At 69.8% G+C, this 17,340-nt stretch carries 16 protein-coding genes; 7 read left to right on the top strand and 9 right to left on the bottom strand.

Going from position 1 to position 17,340, the window contains the following annotated elements; genetic code table 11:
• Nucleotides 1-2 precede the first annotated feature (2 nt).
• The 9 genes from H1D24_RS36825 to H1D24_RS36865 form a co-directional block, all read right to left on the bottom strand.
• Nucleotides 3-1,400, bottom strand: a complete 1,398-nt coding sequence (locus H1D24_RS36825) for an 8-oxoguanine deaminase (protein WP_181662089.1) — start codon at nucleotides 1,398-1,400, stop codon at nucleotides 3-5.
• A gap of 19 nt (nucleotides 1,401-1,419) precedes the next feature.
• Nucleotides 1,420-2,364 carry a factor-independent urate hydroxylase gene (gene pucL / locus H1D24_RS36830; protein WP_181662090.1) on the bottom strand — a complete coding sequence of 315 codons (945 nt, stop codon included), beginning with the start codon at nucleotides 2,362-2,364 and terminating at the stop codon, nucleotides 1,420-1,422.
• A gap of 7 nt (nucleotides 2,365-2,371) precedes the next feature.
• A complete protein-coding gene (uraH, locus tag H1D24_RS36835; protein ID WP_181662091.1) occupies nucleotides 2,372-2,770 on the bottom strand; it encodes a hydroxyisourate hydrolase in 399 nt (132 codons plus the stop codon).
• A complete protein-coding gene (gene uraD / locus H1D24_RS36840) occupies nucleotides 2,767-3,297 on the bottom strand; it encodes a 2-oxo-4-hydroxy-4-carboxy-5-ureidoimidazoline decarboxylase (protein ID WP_181662092.1) in 531 nt (176 codons plus the stop codon). The genes uraH and uraD overlap by 4 nt, the downstream gene beginning before the upstream one ends.
• Nucleotides 3,298-3,478: 181 nt before the next feature.
• Nucleotides 3,479-4,039 carry an isoprenylcysteine carboxyl methyltransferase family protein gene (locus H1D24_RS36845; RefSeq protein WP_181662093.1) on the bottom strand — a complete coding sequence of 187 codons (561 nt, stop codon included), beginning with the start codon at nucleotides 4,037-4,039 and terminating at the stop codon, nucleotides 3,479-3,481.
• A 15-nt stretch (nucleotides 4,040-4,054) separates the two neighbouring features.
• Nucleotides 4,055-5,104, bottom strand: a complete 1,050-nt coding sequence (locus H1D24_RS36850; protein ID WP_181662094.1) for a type III polyketide synthase — start codon at nucleotides 5,102-5,104, stop codon at nucleotides 4,055-4,057.
• A gap of 111 nt (nucleotides 5,105-5,215) precedes the next feature.
• Nucleotides 5,216-5,626 (bottom strand): helix-turn-helix domain-containing protein, encoded by a 411-nt coding sequence (locus H1D24_RS36855; RefSeq protein WP_309484580.1) that lies wholly within the window; start codon nucleotides 5,624-5,626, stop codon nucleotides 5,216-5,218.
• Complete coding sequence (locus tag H1D24_RS36860) at nucleotides 5,623-5,874, bottom strand: YkoF family thiamine-binding protein (protein WP_181662095.1); 252 nt, start codon at nucleotides 5,872-5,874, stop codon at nucleotides 5,623-5,625. Before H1D24_RS36860 ends, H1D24_RS36855 begins: the two co-directional genes overlap by 4 nt.
• 322 nt (nucleotides 5,875-6,196) lie before the next feature.
• Nucleotides 6,197-6,994 (bottom strand): SGNH/GDSL hydrolase family protein, encoded by a 798-nt coding sequence (locus tag H1D24_RS36865; RefSeq protein WP_181662096.1) that lies wholly within the window; start codon nucleotides 6,992-6,994, stop codon nucleotides 6,197-6,199.
• A gap of 390 nt (nucleotides 6,995-7,384) precedes the next feature.
• On the opposite strand from H1D24_RS36865, the gene H1D24_RS36870 reads away from it, so the two are divergent.
• The 7 genes from H1D24_RS36870 (at nucleotide 7,385) to H1D24_RS36900 (ending at nucleotide 17,337) form a co-directional block, all read left to right on the top strand.
• Nucleotides 7,385-7,834 carry a hypothetical protein gene (locus H1D24_RS36870; RefSeq protein WP_220137655.1) on the top strand — a complete coding sequence of 150 codons (450 nt, stop codon included), beginning with the start codon at nucleotides 7,385-7,387 and terminating at the stop codon, nucleotides 7,832-7,834.
• Nucleotides 7,797-12,134, top strand: a complete 4,338-nt coding sequence (gene eccCb / locus H1D24_RS36875; protein ID WP_181662097.1) for a type VII secretion protein EccCb — start codon at nucleotides 7,797-7,799, stop codon at nucleotides 12,132-12,134. The genes H1D24_RS36870 and eccCb overlap by 38 nt, the downstream gene beginning before the upstream one ends.
• Nucleotides 12,135-12,326: 192 nt before the next feature.
• On the top strand, nucleotides 12,327-13,376 hold the full coding sequence (locus H1D24_RS36880) for a lytic transglycosylase domain-containing protein (protein WP_181662098.1): 1,050 nt from the start codon (nucleotides 12,327-12,329) through the stop codon (nucleotides 13,374-13,376).
• Between the two features lie 60 nt (nucleotides 13,377-13,436).
• Nucleotides 13,437-14,552 (top strand): sigma-70 family RNA polymerase sigma factor, encoded by a 1,116-nt coding sequence (locus H1D24_RS36885; protein ID WP_181662099.1) that lies wholly within the window; start codon nucleotides 13,437-13,439, stop codon nucleotides 14,550-14,552.
• A 215-nt stretch (nucleotides 14,553-14,767) separates the two neighbouring features.
• Nucleotides 14,768-15,739, top strand: a complete 972-nt coding sequence (locus tag H1D24_RS36890; protein ID WP_181662100.1) for an ABC transporter ATP-binding protein — start codon at nucleotides 14,768-14,770, stop codon at nucleotides 15,737-15,739.
• Nucleotides 15,736-16,506, top strand: a complete 771-nt coding sequence (locus H1D24_RS36895) for an MlaE family ABC transporter permease (protein WP_181662101.1) — start codon at nucleotides 15,736-15,738, stop codon at nucleotides 16,504-16,506. Before H1D24_RS36890 ends, H1D24_RS36895 begins: the two co-directional genes overlap by 4 nt.
• A gap of 3 nt (nucleotides 16,507-16,509) precedes the next feature.
• Complete coding sequence (locus H1D24_RS36900; RefSeq protein ID WP_181662102.1) at nucleotides 16,510-17,337, top strand: MlaE family ABC transporter permease; 828 nt, start codon at nucleotides 16,510-16,512, stop codon at nucleotides 17,335-17,337.
• Nucleotides 17,338-17,340 lie beyond the last annotated feature (3 nt).

Consider the following 17,340-nt stretch of genomic DNA (forward strand, 5'->3'; position numbering starts at 1 on the left):
GATCACCCCTCCTCGGCGATCCTCGCGAGGCGCTGTGCCTCGTGCCGCGTGGAGCGGGCGACGGCGTCCTCGTCGACGTGCAGCAGCCCGCCGTTCTCGGCGACCGGGCGGCCGCCCACCAGGGAGAGCGTGACCGGGGCCGCGGCGCCGAAGACGAGGGCGGTCACAGGGTCGGCGATGGAAGCGTGGGCGAGCGTGTCGAGCTTCCAGAGCACCAGGTCGGCGAGTTTGCCCGGCTCCAGGGAGCCGATCTCGGCGGCCCTGCCCAGGACCTGGGCGCCTCCGTATGTCCCGAGGCGCAGGGCCTGGCGCGCGTTCAGGGCGGCTTCCCGGTGCGGGCCGAGGCGGTTGATCAGCAGCGCGTTGCGCAACTCGGTGTGGAGTTCGCCGGACTCGTTGGACGCGGTGCCGTCCACCCCCAGACCGACCGGGACGCCGGCCGCGAGCATGTCGGGGACGCGCGCGATGCCGGCGGCCAGGCGGGCGTTGGACGACGGGCAGTGGGCGACCCCCGTCCGCGTACGGGCGAACGCGGCGATGTCCGAGTCGTTCATGTGGACGCAGTGCGCCATCCACACGTCCTCGCCGAGCCAGCCGGTCGACTCGAAGTAGTCGGTGGGGCCCATGCCGAACAGCTCGTGGCAGAACTTCTCCTCCTCCACCGTCTCACTGCCGTGCGTGTGCAGGCGTACGCCCTTGCGGCGGGCCAAATCGGCGCCCTGCTTGAGGAGTTCGGTGGTGACGGAGAAGGGCGAGCACGGGGCGACAGCGATCTGCGTCATCGCGCCGAACGACGCGTCGTGGTACCGGTCGACCGTCTCCTCGGTCGCGCCCAGCGCGCCCTCGAGGGTCTCGACGGCGAAGTCGGGCGGCAGTCCGCCGTCCGACTCCCCGCGGTCCATGGAGCCGCGCGCCAGCGTGAAGCGGACGCCCGTCTCGGAGGCGGCCCGGATGATCGCGCCCGAGAGGTCGCCGGAGCCGCGTGGAAAGACGTAGTGGTGGTCCATGGCGGTCGTGACGCCGCCGCGCGCCATCATGGCCAGGGACCCCTGCGCGGCGGCGTACACCATCTGTTCGTCGATGCGCGCCCAGGTCGGGTAGAGCGCCACGAGCCAGTTGAAGAGGTTGTGGTCCGTGGCCAGGCCCCGGGTGATCCACTGGTAGAAGTGGTGGTGGGTGTTGACCAGGCCAGGAGTGACCAGATGGCCGGTGCCGTCGATGCGGCGGACCACGTCCTGAAGGTTCTCCGGAGCCTTGCCCGGACCCACCGACTCGATCGTGCTCCCGGCGACGACCACATGGCCCGAGGGGTACTCGGTGTCGTCCGCGTCGACGGTCGCGACGGCGCAGTTCTCGATGACGATGCGCTCGACACCTTGGGCGTACTGCGAAGCTGCCACGGCAGGAACTCCTGGATGCCTAGAGGTTGGTGAGGTCCACCGGGATGTGCGCCTCGCACCCGTCCCGCAGGATGGTCGCCTCGATGAGGCCGTACGGCCGGTCGGCGGCGAAGTACACCTCGTTGTCGTTCTTCAGGCCGAACGGCTCCAGGTCGACGAGGAAGTGGTGCTTGTTCGGGAGGGAGAAGCGGACCTCGTCGATCTCGCCGCGGTTGTCGATGATCCGCGCGCCCATCTGGTAGAGGGTCTGCTGCAGCGACAGCGAGTACGTCTCCGCGAAGGCCTCCAGCATGTGCCGCTTGACCTGCTCGTACGACGTCTCCCAGTCGGGCATGTCCTGTTCGTCGCCGGTCCAGTTGAACCGCCAGCGGCCGGAGACCTGGGTGGCGAGGATCCGGTCGTATGCCTCCGGGAGCGTCGTGTACTTGTCCTTGACGTAGCCCCAGAACTCGGAGTTGGTCGTGTTCATCACGACGAGGTCCTTGAGGCCGGAGACGACCTCCCACCGCTCGCCGTCGAAGGTGATCTGGGTGAGGCGGGTCTCCTGGCCCTTGCGTACGAAGGAGTGCCTTGGCTGGTCATCGCCTGTGGAGTCGCCGGCGGTCTCGATGCGCTCCCAGCCGTACTCCTCGATACGGATACGCGCCCGGTGGATCGGCTCCTGCGAGGTCACGAAGTGCCGGGCGAGGTGGATGCCGAACTGCTCGGCGGACTCGATGCCGTACTCCTTGGCGAACGCGTACACCGTGTTCTTGGTGGTGTCGGTCGGCAGGACGTTCGCGTTCGAGCCCGAGTAGTGGACCTCCTCCATGTCGCCGGAGAGCGACACGGACACGTTGAGGTCCTTGATGTGGTGGGTGGCACCGTCCCGCACGACCCTGACGACGCGGTTCTCGGCCTTGCCGTACTGGTTCTGGCCGAGCAGCACAGGGCGGGAGGGACCGGAATGGGCATGGGCTGTCATGTGTCTGCTAGCTCCCTCGGTATACGGAGTAGCCGTACGGGTTGAGCAGCAGCGGTACGTGGTAGTGCTCGCCCGGCTGCACGGCGAAGGTGACCGTGACCTCCGGGAAGAACACGCCGGCGGTGCCGCTGTCCCGATTCGCGGGGGCGTCCTGCTGCGCCTCGGCTTGCTTCTTCTCCAAGTACGGTTCGACGGCGAAGTCGAGCCGTACGTGGGTCGTGCCTTCCGGCAGGGCCGGGAGGTCCTTGCACCGCCCGTCCGCGTCGGTGGCGGAGCCGCCGAGCGCCCGCCAGTCCACGGACCGGCCGCCGCGGGCGGCGAGGTGGACGGCCACGCCCGCTGCGGGGCGGCCGATGCTGGTGTCCAGGATGTGCGTGGACACCGAGGCGGCGGTGGCGGTGCTCATGCGGTTCCCTCTTCGAGGAGTCGGGTCAGCCGGATGCGGTTGATCTTGCCCAGTTCGGTGCGGACGATGTCGCGCTCCTGCTCGGGTGAGTTGCCGATCCGGGTCTTCACCGCGTCCCGCATCTGCTCGCCGGTCAGTCCGGTGGCGCAGATCAGGAAGACGTGCCCGAACCGGTCCTGGTACGCCAGGTTCAGTTCGAGCATCTCCGCCTTGAGCTCGTCGGAGGCCCCGGCCATGCCCCGCTGTTCGCGCGAGGAGGTCGGGTCTCCCGGCTTCGGGCGTCCGATGGGCGGGTGGCCCGCCATCGCCTGCTCCAGGTCCGGGACCGTGAGCCCGGCCATGGCGGCGTCGCTCGCTGCCAGGAGATCGTCCGCGCTGGCGAAGGGTCGCTGGGCGAGCAGCGCCCTGCCCCAGGCCGAGGAGGCGCACACCTCATGGAGGACGGCGGCGGCCTCGGCCTCCGGCACGGCGTTGAACCGGGCCAGGCCGGGTGTCGCCGGACTCGGGGTCGTCGCGCTCGACGTCACGGGATGCCTCCGTGGCCTTGATACGGGCGTGCTGGGGATAACCCAATACCCCTCGACGACCTCACGTCAACACTTTGTTGAAATCTCCTGGCCGGGGTGCCGCTCCCGGTCGGCGGACAGGACCGAACCGCGCGCGATGGCGTCGGGGTCGGTTCACCGGCTGAATTTCGGCACAGACCCGTCATCCGGTGACGCGATCGATGCGTGCGGCTCGTGCCGATGCGGATGCCGATGCCGATGCCGATGCCAGGGCAGCGTCCTCGCAGTGGATCCGTACGGTCAAGAGCGCGGTGTTGCACACGGTGAAGGCGACAGCGGTCATCCAGGCGCTGTGCACCAAGGGCAGAGCGACGCCCTCGACCGCCACGGCAGCGTAGTTGGGATGGCGCAGCCACCGATACGGGCCGTTGGTGACCAGAGCCATTCCGGGGATCACGATCACTCGCGTGTTCCACCGCCGACCCAGTGTGGCGATGCACCACCAGCGAAGGCCCTGAGCGGCGATGACGACGGCCAGCATCGGCCAGCCCACGAATGGTACGAAGGACCGCCCTGCCGCCCATACCTCTGCCAGACACCCGGCAAGCAGGCCGGTATGCAGGAGCACCATCGCCGGGTAGTGCCGCTGCCCGGCCTCGATGGCGCCGTGCGCCAGGCTCCAGCAGCGGTTGCGACGGGCCACCGCCAGTTCGGCCAGCCGCTCGACGGCGACGGCCCCGATGAGCAGCGTGTACCAGATCACCGCCGGCTACCCCTCTCACCAGAGAAGCAGGACCAGTTCGGCACAGAAGCCGGGTCCGAGGGCGAACAACAGGCCCCACGTCCCGGTCGGCGGCCTGCGCCGAGCCGTGTCCCACAGCACGTGCAGGACCGACGCGGAGGAGAGGTTGCCCACCTCGGCGAGCGAGCCCCAACTGCGGTCCAGAGCTCCGTCCGGCAAGTCGAGCGTATCGGCGATGGCGTCGAGGACCTTCGGCCCGCCGGGATGGCAGATCCAGGTCCCGATGTCGTTCCTGGTCAGGCCGTGGTCGACGAGGAAGCCGTCGATGTCGGCGGCAAGGTGCGCGCGGACGATACCGGGAATGCCGGGATCGAGCACGATGCGGAAGCCGCTGCTGGTGATGTCCCAGCCCATGGCCCGCTCGGTGCCCGGGTAGAAACGGCTGCGGGTCGCCACCACCATCGGGCCGTCCACCCGCCTGTCCCCCTCGCGGCCCTGCGCGACCAGCGCGGCGGCACCGTCCCCGAAGAGCGCGCTGCCCACCAGGTTGGCCGGGGACGTGTCCTCCCGTTGGAAGGTCAGCGAGCACAGTTCGACGGTGACCAGCACCGCGACGTGCGTGGGCCAGCCACGCAGATAGTCGTGGAGCCGGGCGACGCCTGCCGCTCCGGCGGCGCATCCGAGTCCGAAGACGGGCAGTCGCTTGACATCCGGCCGTAGAGCAAGCTGATCGATCAGACGGGCATCGATCGAGGGAGCGGCCATACCCGTCGTCGAGGCGAACACCAGCAGGTCCACGGCCTCCGGCGGGATGCCGGCGGTGCGCAGGGCGCCCTGAACAGCTTCGGAGCCCATCTCCACCGCGTTGCTGATGAACACGTCGTTGGCCTTGCCGAAGTCGTCGAGAGAGGCGTACGCGTCGAGCGGCAGCACGGTATGGCGTGAGCGAACCTTCGCCGCCGTGTGCAGCCGGTGGAGAAAAGCCGGATCTACGCCGGGCAGGCTGGCGCGCGCCAGATCGGTGATCTCGTGCTGATCATGCCGATAAGGTGCCGGGACCTTGTGGACCGAGGCGATACGGCTCATGGGCGTCCGGGTTCCCCCTTTAGCCCTCTCCAACCCCACAGCTACTCGATCGTCGCTCCGGTCACGGGAGAACCGTGTCGCGCCGTTGCCCGATAAGGGCGTCTCTGAAAGTCACTCTCGGTCGCCACGGGACTTGGCATTCCGCCGCTTGGCGCGCTGCTCCTCCTGGTAATTGATGTAGTTGTAGACCGTGAAGCGGCTCACCCCGAGCGCGCTCGCCACCGTCTCGACGCCGTGCCGCACCGAGAACGCTCCCCGGGCCTCCAGCCCCTTCACGACCTGCTGCTTCTCCTTGCGGTCGAGCTCGGCGAGCGGCTTGCCGTGCTTGCGCTCCAGCGCGGCCAGGATGTGGTCCAGCGAGTCGGCGAGCTGCGGCAGCCGTACGGCGATCACGTCCCGGCCCTCCCACGCGAGGACGACGTCGTCATCCCCCGCCTGGTCCGGCGGCAGGATCTCGCCGCCCATCGCGTCCACGAGCGGCTTGACGGCCGTGATGAACGGGTGGTCTTCGATGCCGGTCACCGATCGCCCTCCCCGATCACGTTGATCTGCAGGGAGATCCGGGTGGCGCCCGCCTCCAGGGTCTTGCGCAGCAGGGCGTCGACCGCGGTCAGGATGACATCCGCGCCGCCCTCCGCGGTATTGCCGAACGGTCCGACGTCCACGGCGTCCAGGTCGGCAGCCTCGACGACCTCGCGCGCCACCAGTGCGTGCTGCGGCGTTTCGTCGAGATCGAAGGGCTCGGTCGTGAACTCCACTTTCAATCGCACTGTGCCCCCATGGCATCCGCTGTGACCTGCGCGTTCTCCGGGCCCTCCGGCCGGGAGGGCACATCCAGGGCACATCCTCCGGTCGGGGCGGCCGACACACCCTGCCGGCGTGATCCCGCGCTCGGTGCGCCCCGGCCGCTCCCGAGACCGACCTTAACGGACTCCTCCGACGTCGGACTCTCCCGAGGCGATCAGCCGCCGAAGGGCGGTACGCGACCCACAACGCGTACCGCCCGGCTCGAGCGGATCAAGTGGTGCGGCTGATCAGCGGTGGTGCGCGCAGACGGCATTCAGCGGTGCTGCACAGGCCGCCGCCGGGGCGTCACGCCGCCCTGGCCCGGAAGACGGGCAGGTACCCGAGGGCCTGGCCGTTCTTGTTGGGGTGGTAGGAGTTGCCGACGGGGACGGTCAGGCTGTGGAGCCATTCGGCACCCGAGCAGATCTCGTGGCCTGTGAAGGTGGTCCGGACGTCGCCGAAGGTGAAGCCGTATGCCGCGGCACGGGCCGAGATCACGGAGTTCAGCTGGTCCGACGCGGCGTTCAGGGCCGCGCGCTCACTCTCGCGCAGACCGACGATGCACGTGCCGTTGAGCATGTAGAGGCGCGGGTAACCCATCACGACGACACGGGCGTTGGGCGCCCTGCTCTTGATGGTCGCGTACAGGGTGTTGAGCCTGCCGGGCAGAAGGCTGGACATCTGGCTCCGGGCGGTCGCGACGGCCGACAGGCAGCTCTCCTCGTTCTCGAGGATGCAGGTGGTCATGACATCGGCGAAGCCCACGTCGTTGCCCCCGGCGCTGACGCTGATCAGACCGGTGGCGGCGCTCAGCGGTGAGAGCTGCCCGCTGATCACGGTCGTGGTGGTGGCTCCGGAACACGCGGTGAAGGAGAAGGACGAGGGGCTGTTGGCCGCGGCCCACAGCGACGGATACGAGTTGGCGCTGCGCTTGCAGTCACCACTGTCGCCGTAGTCACCGGCTCCGGTTCCGGACGAATAGCTGTCGCCCAGCGCGACATACGCGGGAGCGGCGGCTGCGGCCTGCTGAGCACTCATCAGAACCCCGGTGAGTGCGAGGAGCAGAGTCGCGACGACGGACGCCGGTCTGCGGAACAGCTTCATGAAGGCTCCTGAAGTCAGTTGGAACGCTCGTTTCTGAATCCCTTTCAGAAGCCCGGGCGGCCTGAGGTTCGGTGCCGCACGGGCCGACTTGCGTGAGACGACAGGTTCATGACAAACATGCGATGCTAGAAAATCTGTCATCGCGTCATGCCGTGCTGGACCGTACTGCAGCAGATCAGGCCGCGTCTACGCGCATGGACAAAGTCAGTTGCACACATTGCTGTCGATGCGAAGTCACCTTGCGATCGCGAACGTGCGATGAGGCGGGCGAGGGCTGAACGGGACGCCGGAGCGGTGTGCACGCGAACAACAGGTCTGCATCGGCTCACGCAGGCCGCCTGACTCGCTATACGATCAGCCGACGACGGTGAACTGCGGTGCCAGGGAGGCATGGTGTACGAGCTGGTGCTCCGGGTCGAGGCCGGACCCGCCGCGTCCGACGAACAGGTGGAGCGCCAAGTACGGAGTCTTTACAAGGACTTGCGGGCGCTCGGCCTGTTCCACGTGGAGCGCAAGCAGGCTCCCGCCCCGGCCGGCTCGATGGCTTCCGCCGGATACGAAATCGGCGCCCTCGTCCTCGGCGGCGCCTTCTCGGCGGCGAGCCTGAAGGCCCTGAGCAACGTACTGGTGGCCTACATCCAGCGCTCCAAGGACCGCTCTGTGGAGTGGGAGTTCGACGGCAACAAGGGCACGTTCCAGGCGCTGTCCGCAAAGGACCAGAACAAGCTGGTGGAGGTCGTGGCGGCGAGGATCGCCGCGGGACCGGGCGCGGACGGCGGCAGCGGGGAGCCGGGAGGCAGCGATGGCGGGACGCCGGATCGCGCTGCTGGTCGCGACTGACGGATACGTCGACCCGGGTCTCAACCAGCTCCGCTCGCCCGCACGCGGCGCCGAGGAACTCGAAGTCCTGTTGAAGGACGAGGCGGTGGGCCGCTTCGATTTCGTCCGTACGCTCACCAACCGGCCGAAGGAGGAGATCGAGCGGGAGATCGAGGCACTGCTCAGCAATCGCGCGCCCGACGACCTCGTCCTGCTCTACCTCGCCTGCCACGGCATCCGGAACGACACCGACCGGTTGTTCTTCGCGACCATCGGCACGGACCTCGGCCGCCCCCACACCACCGCCGTCCGCGCCGACCTCGTCCATCAGCTCCTGGACGAGTGCGAGGCCCGCACCAAGATCGTGCTCCTCGACTGCTGCTACAGCGGCCTGTTCCACCGCGGCACCCCCATGTCCCCGGCCCCGGTCGATGTGGAGGCGGCGCTGGTGGGCCGCGGCACCTTCGTGATCACCGCGTCCACAGCACTCGAATACGCGTATGACGGCGACCAGCTCACGCTGGACAACTCCCGGCCCATGTCACGCTTCACCGCGGCGGTCAACGAGGGGCTCAGCACGGGGCTCGCCGATCTCGACCGCGACGGTGTGATCACACCCGACGAGCTGTACACGTACGTGCACGACGCCGTCATCAACCAGAGCGGTCCGGATCAGACACCCACCAAGTCCGGCCAGTGTGAGGGGCATGTCCCCCTCGCGTACGCGGCGCGCACTGACCCGTTCGCCGGCTCGTCCTCCCGGGCGGCACGGACGGACGAGCTGGTGCTGGGGACACTGCTCCCGCCCCCGGTCGACACCCCGGACCGGGGATTCATCTGCGACTCGTGGGAGGGCGCCTCCCGGCTGCTGGTGCCGATCGGCCGGGCGCCGGCGGGCTCCGGCGGCGAGCCCATGTGTCTGGACCTCTCCAGCCGGGAGGGGAACGCGGCGATCGTCGGCAAGCTGGGCAGCGGCAAGACGACACTGCTGCGTGTCCTCGTGATGTCGCTGGCGCTGACCCACACACCGAACGAGGCGGAGTTCTACCTGCTGGAAGGAGCCGTCAACAGGCTCGGTGTGCTGCGGTCGATGCCCCATGTCAGGAAGGTCGCCGCGACCCATGAGCACGAGGCGGTCACGGAGGTCCTCGACGCGGTGAGGGAGGCCGTGGCCGCCCGGCGGGCCCTGTTCCAGGAGCTGGACATCGACTCCGTCGAGGAGTTCCGCGAGCTGCGCGCTGCGGGACGGCTGCCGCGCGACTGCGGCAGCGACGTCTTCCTCGTGATCGACGGCTGGCTCGACTTCGACTGGGAGATACCCGACTTCGCCAAGGAGGTCCACCGGCTCGCCAACTCGGGCCTGAACTACGGCGTCCACCTCTTCGTCTCCGCTCGCCGGTGGAGCGACTTCGGTACGAATCTCCTCGGGCTGCTCGGGACCCGTGTCGAACTCGCCCTGGACGACCCGGCGGAGTCCCAGATCGATGCCACGCTCTCGGCGAGCGTCGGCGTCGGCTGGGCCCTGTCGCGCCGCCGGCGCTTCCGTGTGGCCGTGCCCCACCTGGAGGAGGTCGCCACGTCCGCGGAGGCCAGGAGGGCCCTGGCCGACACGACAGAGCGGATGCGCGAACTCTGGCTCGGCGTGCAGCCGGACACGGCGCCGCCCCAGCCACGCACCGACATTCCGTTCACGGAACTGTTCGGCATCGGCGACGCCGAGCAGTTCGACGTGACCCGTTCCTGGCCGCAGCGCCCACCGCAGGAGCGGCTGCGGGTGCCGGTCGGGACCGGCGAGGACGGCCGCCCCGTCTTCCTCGACCTCAAAGAGGCGGCGCACGGCGGCATGGGACCGCACGGCCTGTGCATCGGCGCCACCGGCTCCGGCAAGTCGGAACTGCTGCGCACCGTGATCCTCGGCCTCGCCGCCACGCACTCGTCCGAAACGCTGAACTTCGTCCTGGCCGACTTCAAGGGCGGTGCCACCTTCGCCGGCATGTCGCACCTGCCGCACGTCTCGGCGGTCATCACCAATCTCGCCGACGACCTGACGCTCGTGGACCGCATGAGGGACGCGCTCACCGGCGAACTCACGCGCCGCCAGGAGGTGCTCCGCGCGGCGGGCAACTACCCCAACGTCACCCAGTACGAAGCGGCCCGGGCGGACGGCGCCCCGCTGGATCCCCTGCCCTCGCTGCTCGTCGTGATCGACGAGTTCTCCGAACTCCTGGTCGCACGGCCGGAGTTCATGGACATCTTCGTCCAGATCGGTCGGGTCGGCCGCTCGCTCGGCGTGCATCTGCTGCTGGCCTCGCAGCGTCTTGAGGAAGGCAGGCTGCGGGGCCTGGACACTTACCTGTCGTACCGGATCGGCCTGCGGACCTTCTCCGCCAGCGAGTCCCGGACGACGATCGGCGTACCGGACGCCTACCATCTGCCCCCCGTTCCCGGCACCGGCTATCTCAAGCACGGCACCGGCGAACTGACCCGCTTCCGGGCCGCGTACGTGTCAGCTCCCCACACCCCTCAGCAGGAACCGTCCGCCACCGACGACTACGTCTTCGGAGACGTCTTCGCGGAGAGCCTGCTTGACGTGCTGGTCCGCCGGATGGAGGGCCAGGGGCCGCACGCGCACCAGGTGTGGCTGCCTCCGCTGGACGTCCCGGCCGCCCTCGGCGACCTGCTGCCGGAGCTGGCGGCCACCTCGGAGCGCGGGCTGCACCCTCCGGCGTACGAGGGGCTGGGCCGGCTCATCGTGCCGGCCGGACTCGTGGACCGGCCCTTCCAGCAGCGCCGCGATCCGATGTGGCTCGACTTCTCGGGACCGGCCGGGCACGGCCTGGTCGTCGGCGGACCCCAGACGGGCAAGTCGACGCTGCTGCGTACGGTCGTCTGCGCGCTCGCGCTCACCCATACACCGTCCGAAGCGCAGTTCTACTGCCTCGACTTCGGCGGCGGGAGCCTGCGGACGCTCCAGGATCTGCCGCATGCGGGCGGTGTGGCCTCTCGGCTCGAACCGGAGCACGTGCGCCGTGCGGTCGCGGAGGTCGCCGGCGTGCTCGCCGCGCGGGAGGAGTTCTTCCGGGCCAACGGGATCGACTCCATGGCCGCGTACCGCCAAGGTCGCGCGGCCGGGAAGTGGCCGGACCAGACATGGGGCGACGTCTTCCTGGTCATCGACGACTGGTCGAGCTTCAGGCAGGACTACGAGCAGCTGGAGGGGACCGTCGCCGACATCGCGGCACGCGGCCTCGGATACGGCGTCCACCTGCTGCTCACGGCCACCCGCTACGCCCATGTCCGTCCGGCGCTGCGTGAGTACTTCGGCACCCGGGTCGAGCTGCGCCTCGGCGACCCGGCGGACTCGGAGATCTCACGACGGGAGGCGGTGAACGTCCCGGTCGGCGCCCCGGGCCGCGGTCTGACCCCCGACAAGCACCACTTCCTGGCCGCCGTGCCGCGGCTCGGCGACGGTCCGGACGCCCCGGCCGGACTGGCAGAGGCCACCGCCGACCTCGTCGATGCGATCCGGTCCCGGTGGACAGGACCGACCGCCCCGCCCGTACGCGTCCTGCCCGCGCTGCTGCCGGTGGACGCGCTTCCCCGGGAGTCGGGCGGCTCCAAGGGCGAACTCCTCCTGGGGCTGGACGAGAGCACCCTGCTGCCCTTCGGTGTCGACTTCCAGACCGACCCGTTTCTGGTCGCCATCGGGGAGAGCGAGTCCGGCAAGTCGTCACTGCTACGGCTGCTCGCCCAGAGGATCAGCGAGCGGTACACGCCGCAGGAGGCGCAGCTGGTGGTCATCGACTACCGGCGTTCGCTGCTGGGGGACCTGCCACCCCACTACGTGGCGGAGTACATCCCGAGCGGCATGCAACTGCAGCCTCACATCGACGCCCTGGCCGACCTCATGGCCAGACGGATGCCGCCGCCGGACGTCACCGCGGAGCAACTGCGCCACCGCAGCTGGTACACGGGCGCCGACATCTTCCTCCTCGTGGACGACTACGACCTCGTCGCGACGGCCTCGGGCAACCCCCTCCACCGTCTCCTGGACTACCTGCCGTTCGCACGGGACACCGGGATGCGCATCGTGCTGTGCCGCACTTCGGCCGGGGCGGGCCGTGCCATGTACGAACCGTTCATGCAGTCCCTGCGGGAGCAGGGCGCGCACGGGCTCACGCTCTCCGGCGACAAGTCCGAAGGGCAGCTGATCGGTTCGGTGGTCCCGTTCCGCCGGCAGCCCGGCCGCGCCACGCTCACCGGCCGGCGCACCGGGGTCCGGCAGGTCCAGCTGGCCTACCAGCCGCCCCACGCCGAGTGACCGGGAGAGGCCGAGACTCTCCTCCCCCGCGACGGATCCGCGCCTTCTCGCCGTAGAGCAGATGACGGAAGCCGTGCCGTCTCTCATCTGCGGTGCGGCGACGCGACAGGGAGGGGCTGCTGCGCCATGGCAGGACGTACGCGAAGAGGAACCGGAAGAGGAGTCAGGGGCACGGCGATTGCGGCGGCGGCCATGGCCGCGCTCACCGCGTCCCAGGCGCCGGGAGCGGTGGCACGGGCATCGGCGCCGGCCCCCGAGAGCGCCACAGAACGCGGGCCGAGCATCTCCGGAGACACGCCGTTCCGCGCCGAGCTCCCGCCGCTGCGGGTGCGGGACGGGTCGGGAACGTTGTCGGCAGAGGCCTCGTCGGCGGGGGACTCCGCCGCGGTCGGCGGCGCGCTGCCGGCCACCGTGTTCGCCGCCTACCGGCATGCGGAGTCCGAGCTGGCGCGCAGCGCGCCCGGTTGCAGTCTGCGGTGGCACCTACTCGCCGCCATCGGCCAGGTGGAGTCCGGGCAGGCGCGCGGCGGCCGCGTGACCGCGGACGGCACGACTCTGGCGCCGATCCTCGGGCCGCGTCTTGACGGCAACGGGTTCGCCCTCATCCGGGACAGCGACGGCGGTGCGTACGACGGGGACACGGTGTACGACCGGGCCGTCGGGCCGATGCAGTTCATCCCGTCGACCTGGGCGTCCTGGGGCGCGGACGGCAACGGCGACGGACGCGCCGACCCGCACAACATCTTTGACGCGGCACTCGCAGCCGGGCGCTATCTGTGCGCGGGCGGGCGCGATCTCTCCGGCCCGGCGGACCTGGACCGGGCGATCCTCGGCTACAACCACTCGCGGGCCTATCTGCGTACGGTCAGGGCCTGGCTCGCGTACTTCCTCGACGGGCACCGGGTGGTGCCGGACAAACCCGGTACGTCCGATGCGAGCCCGAAGAAGAAGCCTTCGGAGACGGCGCGGCCCGAGACTTCACCCGCGCCCTCGCGGCAGGAGCCCCGCCCCGGCGGCTCATCCGGTGCGCCGTCCTCCCCGGCCCCCACGCCCTCCTCGCCGTCACCGTCACCCTCGAAGACCCGCCCGGCGGAGGAGACGCGGGAGCCCGTACTTCCCCTTCCGGATCCCACCGTGGACCTGCCCGGTGACGGGGTGCTGACGGACGCCGAGCCGCTGGCCAGCAACGGTAAGGACTCGATGAGCGCCTCCCCCTCCACAACACCGGATACCGGGCGGTAATGTCGCGACCCGCCGGGCAAGCACGGGACGACCGGCGGGTGAGCGCGAAGGGGCCCTCTCATGACGACGGACATGCATCCAGCTCATGCGGACGGAGCGGATGAAGAGCCGGACGGTGAGCGGGACCGCTGGCAGCGCATGTGGAGCCACCGCGAGCAGCTGCTCAAGGTGGCCCGCCGTCGGTCGTTGAGCCCGGAGGACGCCGAGGACGCGGTGCACGAGGCGATGCTGCGCGCCGCTGAGCGGCCGGACCTCGACGACGAGCGGCTCGGTGCCTGGCTGACGACCGTGACGATGCGGCTGTGCATCGACCGCCACCGTCAGGTCAACCGTGAGGCCGAGGTGCGCACCAGCCCCACGCTGGTGACGCCCGGACCTGTGCCCGTCGAGGAGGCGGTGTGCGACCGGGCCGAGGCGCGGTGGCTGGCCGTACGCAGCAATGAGCTGCCCGCGCGCCAGGCGGAGGCGATCTGGCTGAAGTCCGAGGAGCTGGACGTCGGGCAGGTCGCCGTCAAGATGGGGCTGAGCTACCGGACGGTCGAGTCGCTGCTCGCCAGGGCCCGGCGGACGCTGCGCAACTCGCTGGCGGCCACGCTGGGTGTCGTCCTGTTCCTGGTCGGACGCGGCCGGCCGCGGGCGGGCGGTCACGTGCAGGTGGTCGCTGCGGCCTCGACGGCGGCGACCCTGGCGGTGGCGGGCTTCGTGCTGCCGTACGCACATCACGGGGACGGGCACGGCACGGCACCGCGGCCATCCGTCTCGGACACCGCGCAGACCACGGAGGTGTCGGGGACGGGTGCGGACGGGCGTACGCCGGCCCCCGCACGCGACCTGCCGGGGACGCAGGCGGTGGGTGGCACGGAAGGCGCGGGATCGGCCGGCGACGAGTCACTGCTGCCGCTGCCCGTGCCGGAGGTCTCCTTGTCAGGAGTCCCGGCTGTCTCCGTGGAGCCGTTGCCGACGCTGTCCGCCCCTGACCTGACGGAGGTGGCCCAGGTCCCGTCCGTGCCCGAGGTGCCGCAGGTGCCCGGCGTTCCCGACGCGACCGAGGTGCCCTCCGTGCCGGAGGTGGAGGTCCCGGACGCGACGGTCACCCCGAATGCCTCCGCGCTGGTGGACGCCACGGGTACGCAGAACGCGCCCGCCGACGACCTGCCCGGCGGTCTCCCTCGCTGACCCGGCCCGCCTGATCCGGCCCGCCTGATCCAGCCCCGCCTGATCCGGCCCTCCTGATCCGGCCCTCCTGATCCGGCCCGCCTGATCCTGCCCGCCTGATCCAGCCCCGCCTGATCCGGCCTCGCGAAAAAATTCGGTCACCGGAGCGACGGACGCCCTTCCTCTCCCCGTAGAGCAGATGTCGGAGCTGCTCCACGGGCTGAAGGGTGGACCGGATGGGTGTCGAGATCTGTGTGGAAGGGCTGACCAAGTCCTTCGGACACCAGGTCATCTGGCAGGACGTCTCGCTGACGCTGCCTGCCGGAGAGGTATCGGTGATGCTCGGCCCCTCGGGCACGGGCAAGTCGGTGTTCCTCAAGACGCTCGTCGGACTGCTGAAGCCGGAGCGGGGCTCGATCCGTATCGCGGGCCAGGACATCACCAAGCTCCGCGAGCACGATCTGTACGAGGTGCGGAAGCTGTTCGGGGTGCTGTTCCAGGACGGTGCGCTGTTCGGCTCGATGAACCTCTACGACAACATCGCCTTCCCGCTGCGCGAGCACACCCGTAAGTCCGAGAGCGAGATCCGGCGGATCGTCCTCGAGAAGATGGACATGGTCGGGCTGATCGGCGCCGAGGAGAAGCTGCCGGGTGAGATATCCGGAGGTATGCGGAAAAGGGCCGGTCTGGCCCGGGCCCTGGTGCTCGATCCGGAGATCATCCTCTTCGACGAGCCGGACTCCGGCCTCGACCCGGTGCGCGTCGCGTATCTCAACCAGCTGATCGTCGATCTCAACGCCCAGATCGACGCGACCTTCCTGATCGTCACGCACGACATCGCCTCGGCCCGCCAGGTGCCGGACAACATCGGTCTCCTTTTCCGGCGCGAGCTGGTGATGTTCGGCCCGCGCGAGAAGCTGCTGACCAGCGACGAACCGGTCGTACGGCAGTTTCTGAACGGCCGGATGCAGGGGCCGATCGGCATGGCGGAGGAGAAGGACGCCGCTCTGGTCGAGCAGGAGCTGGCCCAGCTCGGCGAAGGCGGGGGCGGGGGCGGAGGCGCAACGGGCGGGCGCGCACAGACACCCGGCAGTCAGGAGATGACTCCCCGCCTGCTGCCGGGCCCGGGAATCACCCGCCCACCCCGCTGGGAGGCCATCGCGAAACGCGAGGCCGCGCTGCACGGGAAGGCGGTGACGGGCGCATGAGTCTGTCGCCCACCGGAGCGCTCCGGCAGTCCGGCAATCTGTTCGCGATGGCGCTGGACGTCGCCCGGACGATGCCCCGGCGCCCCTTCCAGGTACGGGAGTTCATCCAGCAGGCCTGGTTCATCGCAAGCGTCACGATCCTGCCGACGGCCCTGGTCTCCATCCCCTTCGGCGCGGTCATCGCGCTGCAGATCGGCAGCCTGACGCGGCAGCTCGGCGCCCAGTCGTTCTCGGGTGCCGCTTCGGTGCTCGCCGTGCTGCGGGAGGCCTCGCCGATCGTCACCGCGCTGCTGATCGCGGGCGCGGGCGGCACGGCGATCTGCGCGGACCTCGGAGCGCGGAAGATCCGCGAGGAGATCGACGCGATGCAGGTGCTGGGCATCGACCCGATCCACCGGCTCGTGGTGCCCCGCGTGCTCGCCTCGATGGTGGTGGCGGTGCTGCTCAACGGCCTGGTGTCGGTGGTCGGAGTGGCTGGCGGCTACTTCTTCAACGTCATCCTGCAGAACGGCACGCCCGGCGCGTATCTGGCCTCCTTCACGACCCTCGCCCAGCTCTCCGACCTGTGGGCGGCCGAGCTGAAGGCGCTGGTGTTCGGCGCGATCGCCGCGATCGTCGCCTCGTACAAGGGGCTCACCGCGAAGGGCGGTCCGAAGGGCGTGGGCGACGCGGTGAACCAGTCGGTGGTGATCACCTTCATGTTGCTGTTCGTGACGAACTTCGTGATGACCGCCGTGTACTTCCAGATCGTTCCGCAGAGGGGTTGAGGGATGGCGCTCATCAGCCGTTTCGTGGGGCGTCCGCTGCGCTCGCTGGAGGAACTGGGCACCCAACTCTCCTTCTACGGGCGCTCGCTGGCCTGGACCGGCCGCACCCTGCGCCGCTACAAGAAGGAGATCCTGCGTCTGCTGGCCGAGGTCAGCTTCGGCCGCGGCGCGCTCGCCGTGGTCGGCGGGACGGTCGGCGTGATCGCCTTCCTGTCCTTCTTCACCGGAACCGAGGTGGGCCTGCAGGGGTACGCGGCGCTCAACCAGCTCGGCACCTCGAACTTCGTGGCGTTCCTGTCGGCGTACTTCAACACCCGCGAGATCGCCCCGCTGGTCGCCGGACTCGCGCTGTCCGCGACCGTCGGGGCCGGATTCACCGCCCAGCTCGGTGCGATGCGGATCAGCGAGGAGACCGACGCTCTGGAAGTGATGGGCGTCCCGTCGCTGCCGTTCCTGGTGACCACGCGGATGATCGCCGGTTTCGTGGCCGTCATCCCGCTGTACGTGGTCGGGCTGCTGTCCTCGTACTTCGCCGCCCGGACCATCACCACGGGCTACTACGGGCAGTCGGCGGGCACCTACGACCACTACTTCCAGCAGTATCTGCCGCCCGTCGACGTGCTCTGGTCCTTCGGCAAGGTGATCGTCTTCGCCGTCGTGATCATCCTGGTGCACTGCTACTACGGCTACTACGCGAGCGGCGGCCCGGCAGGCGTCGGTGTCGCGGTGGGCCGTGCGGTGCGGACTTCCATCGTCGCCATCAACGTCCTGGACTTCTTCCTCTCGCTGGCGATCTGGGGCGCCAACACGACCGTACGGATTGCGGGGTAGGGC

Origin of the sequence: Streptomyces himalayensis subsp. himalayensis (genome assembly GCF_013778455.1) — a bacterium.
GTDB classification, from domain to species: Bacteria; Actinomycetota; Actinomycetes; order Streptomycetales; family Streptomycetaceae; genus Streptomyces; species Streptomyces himalayensis.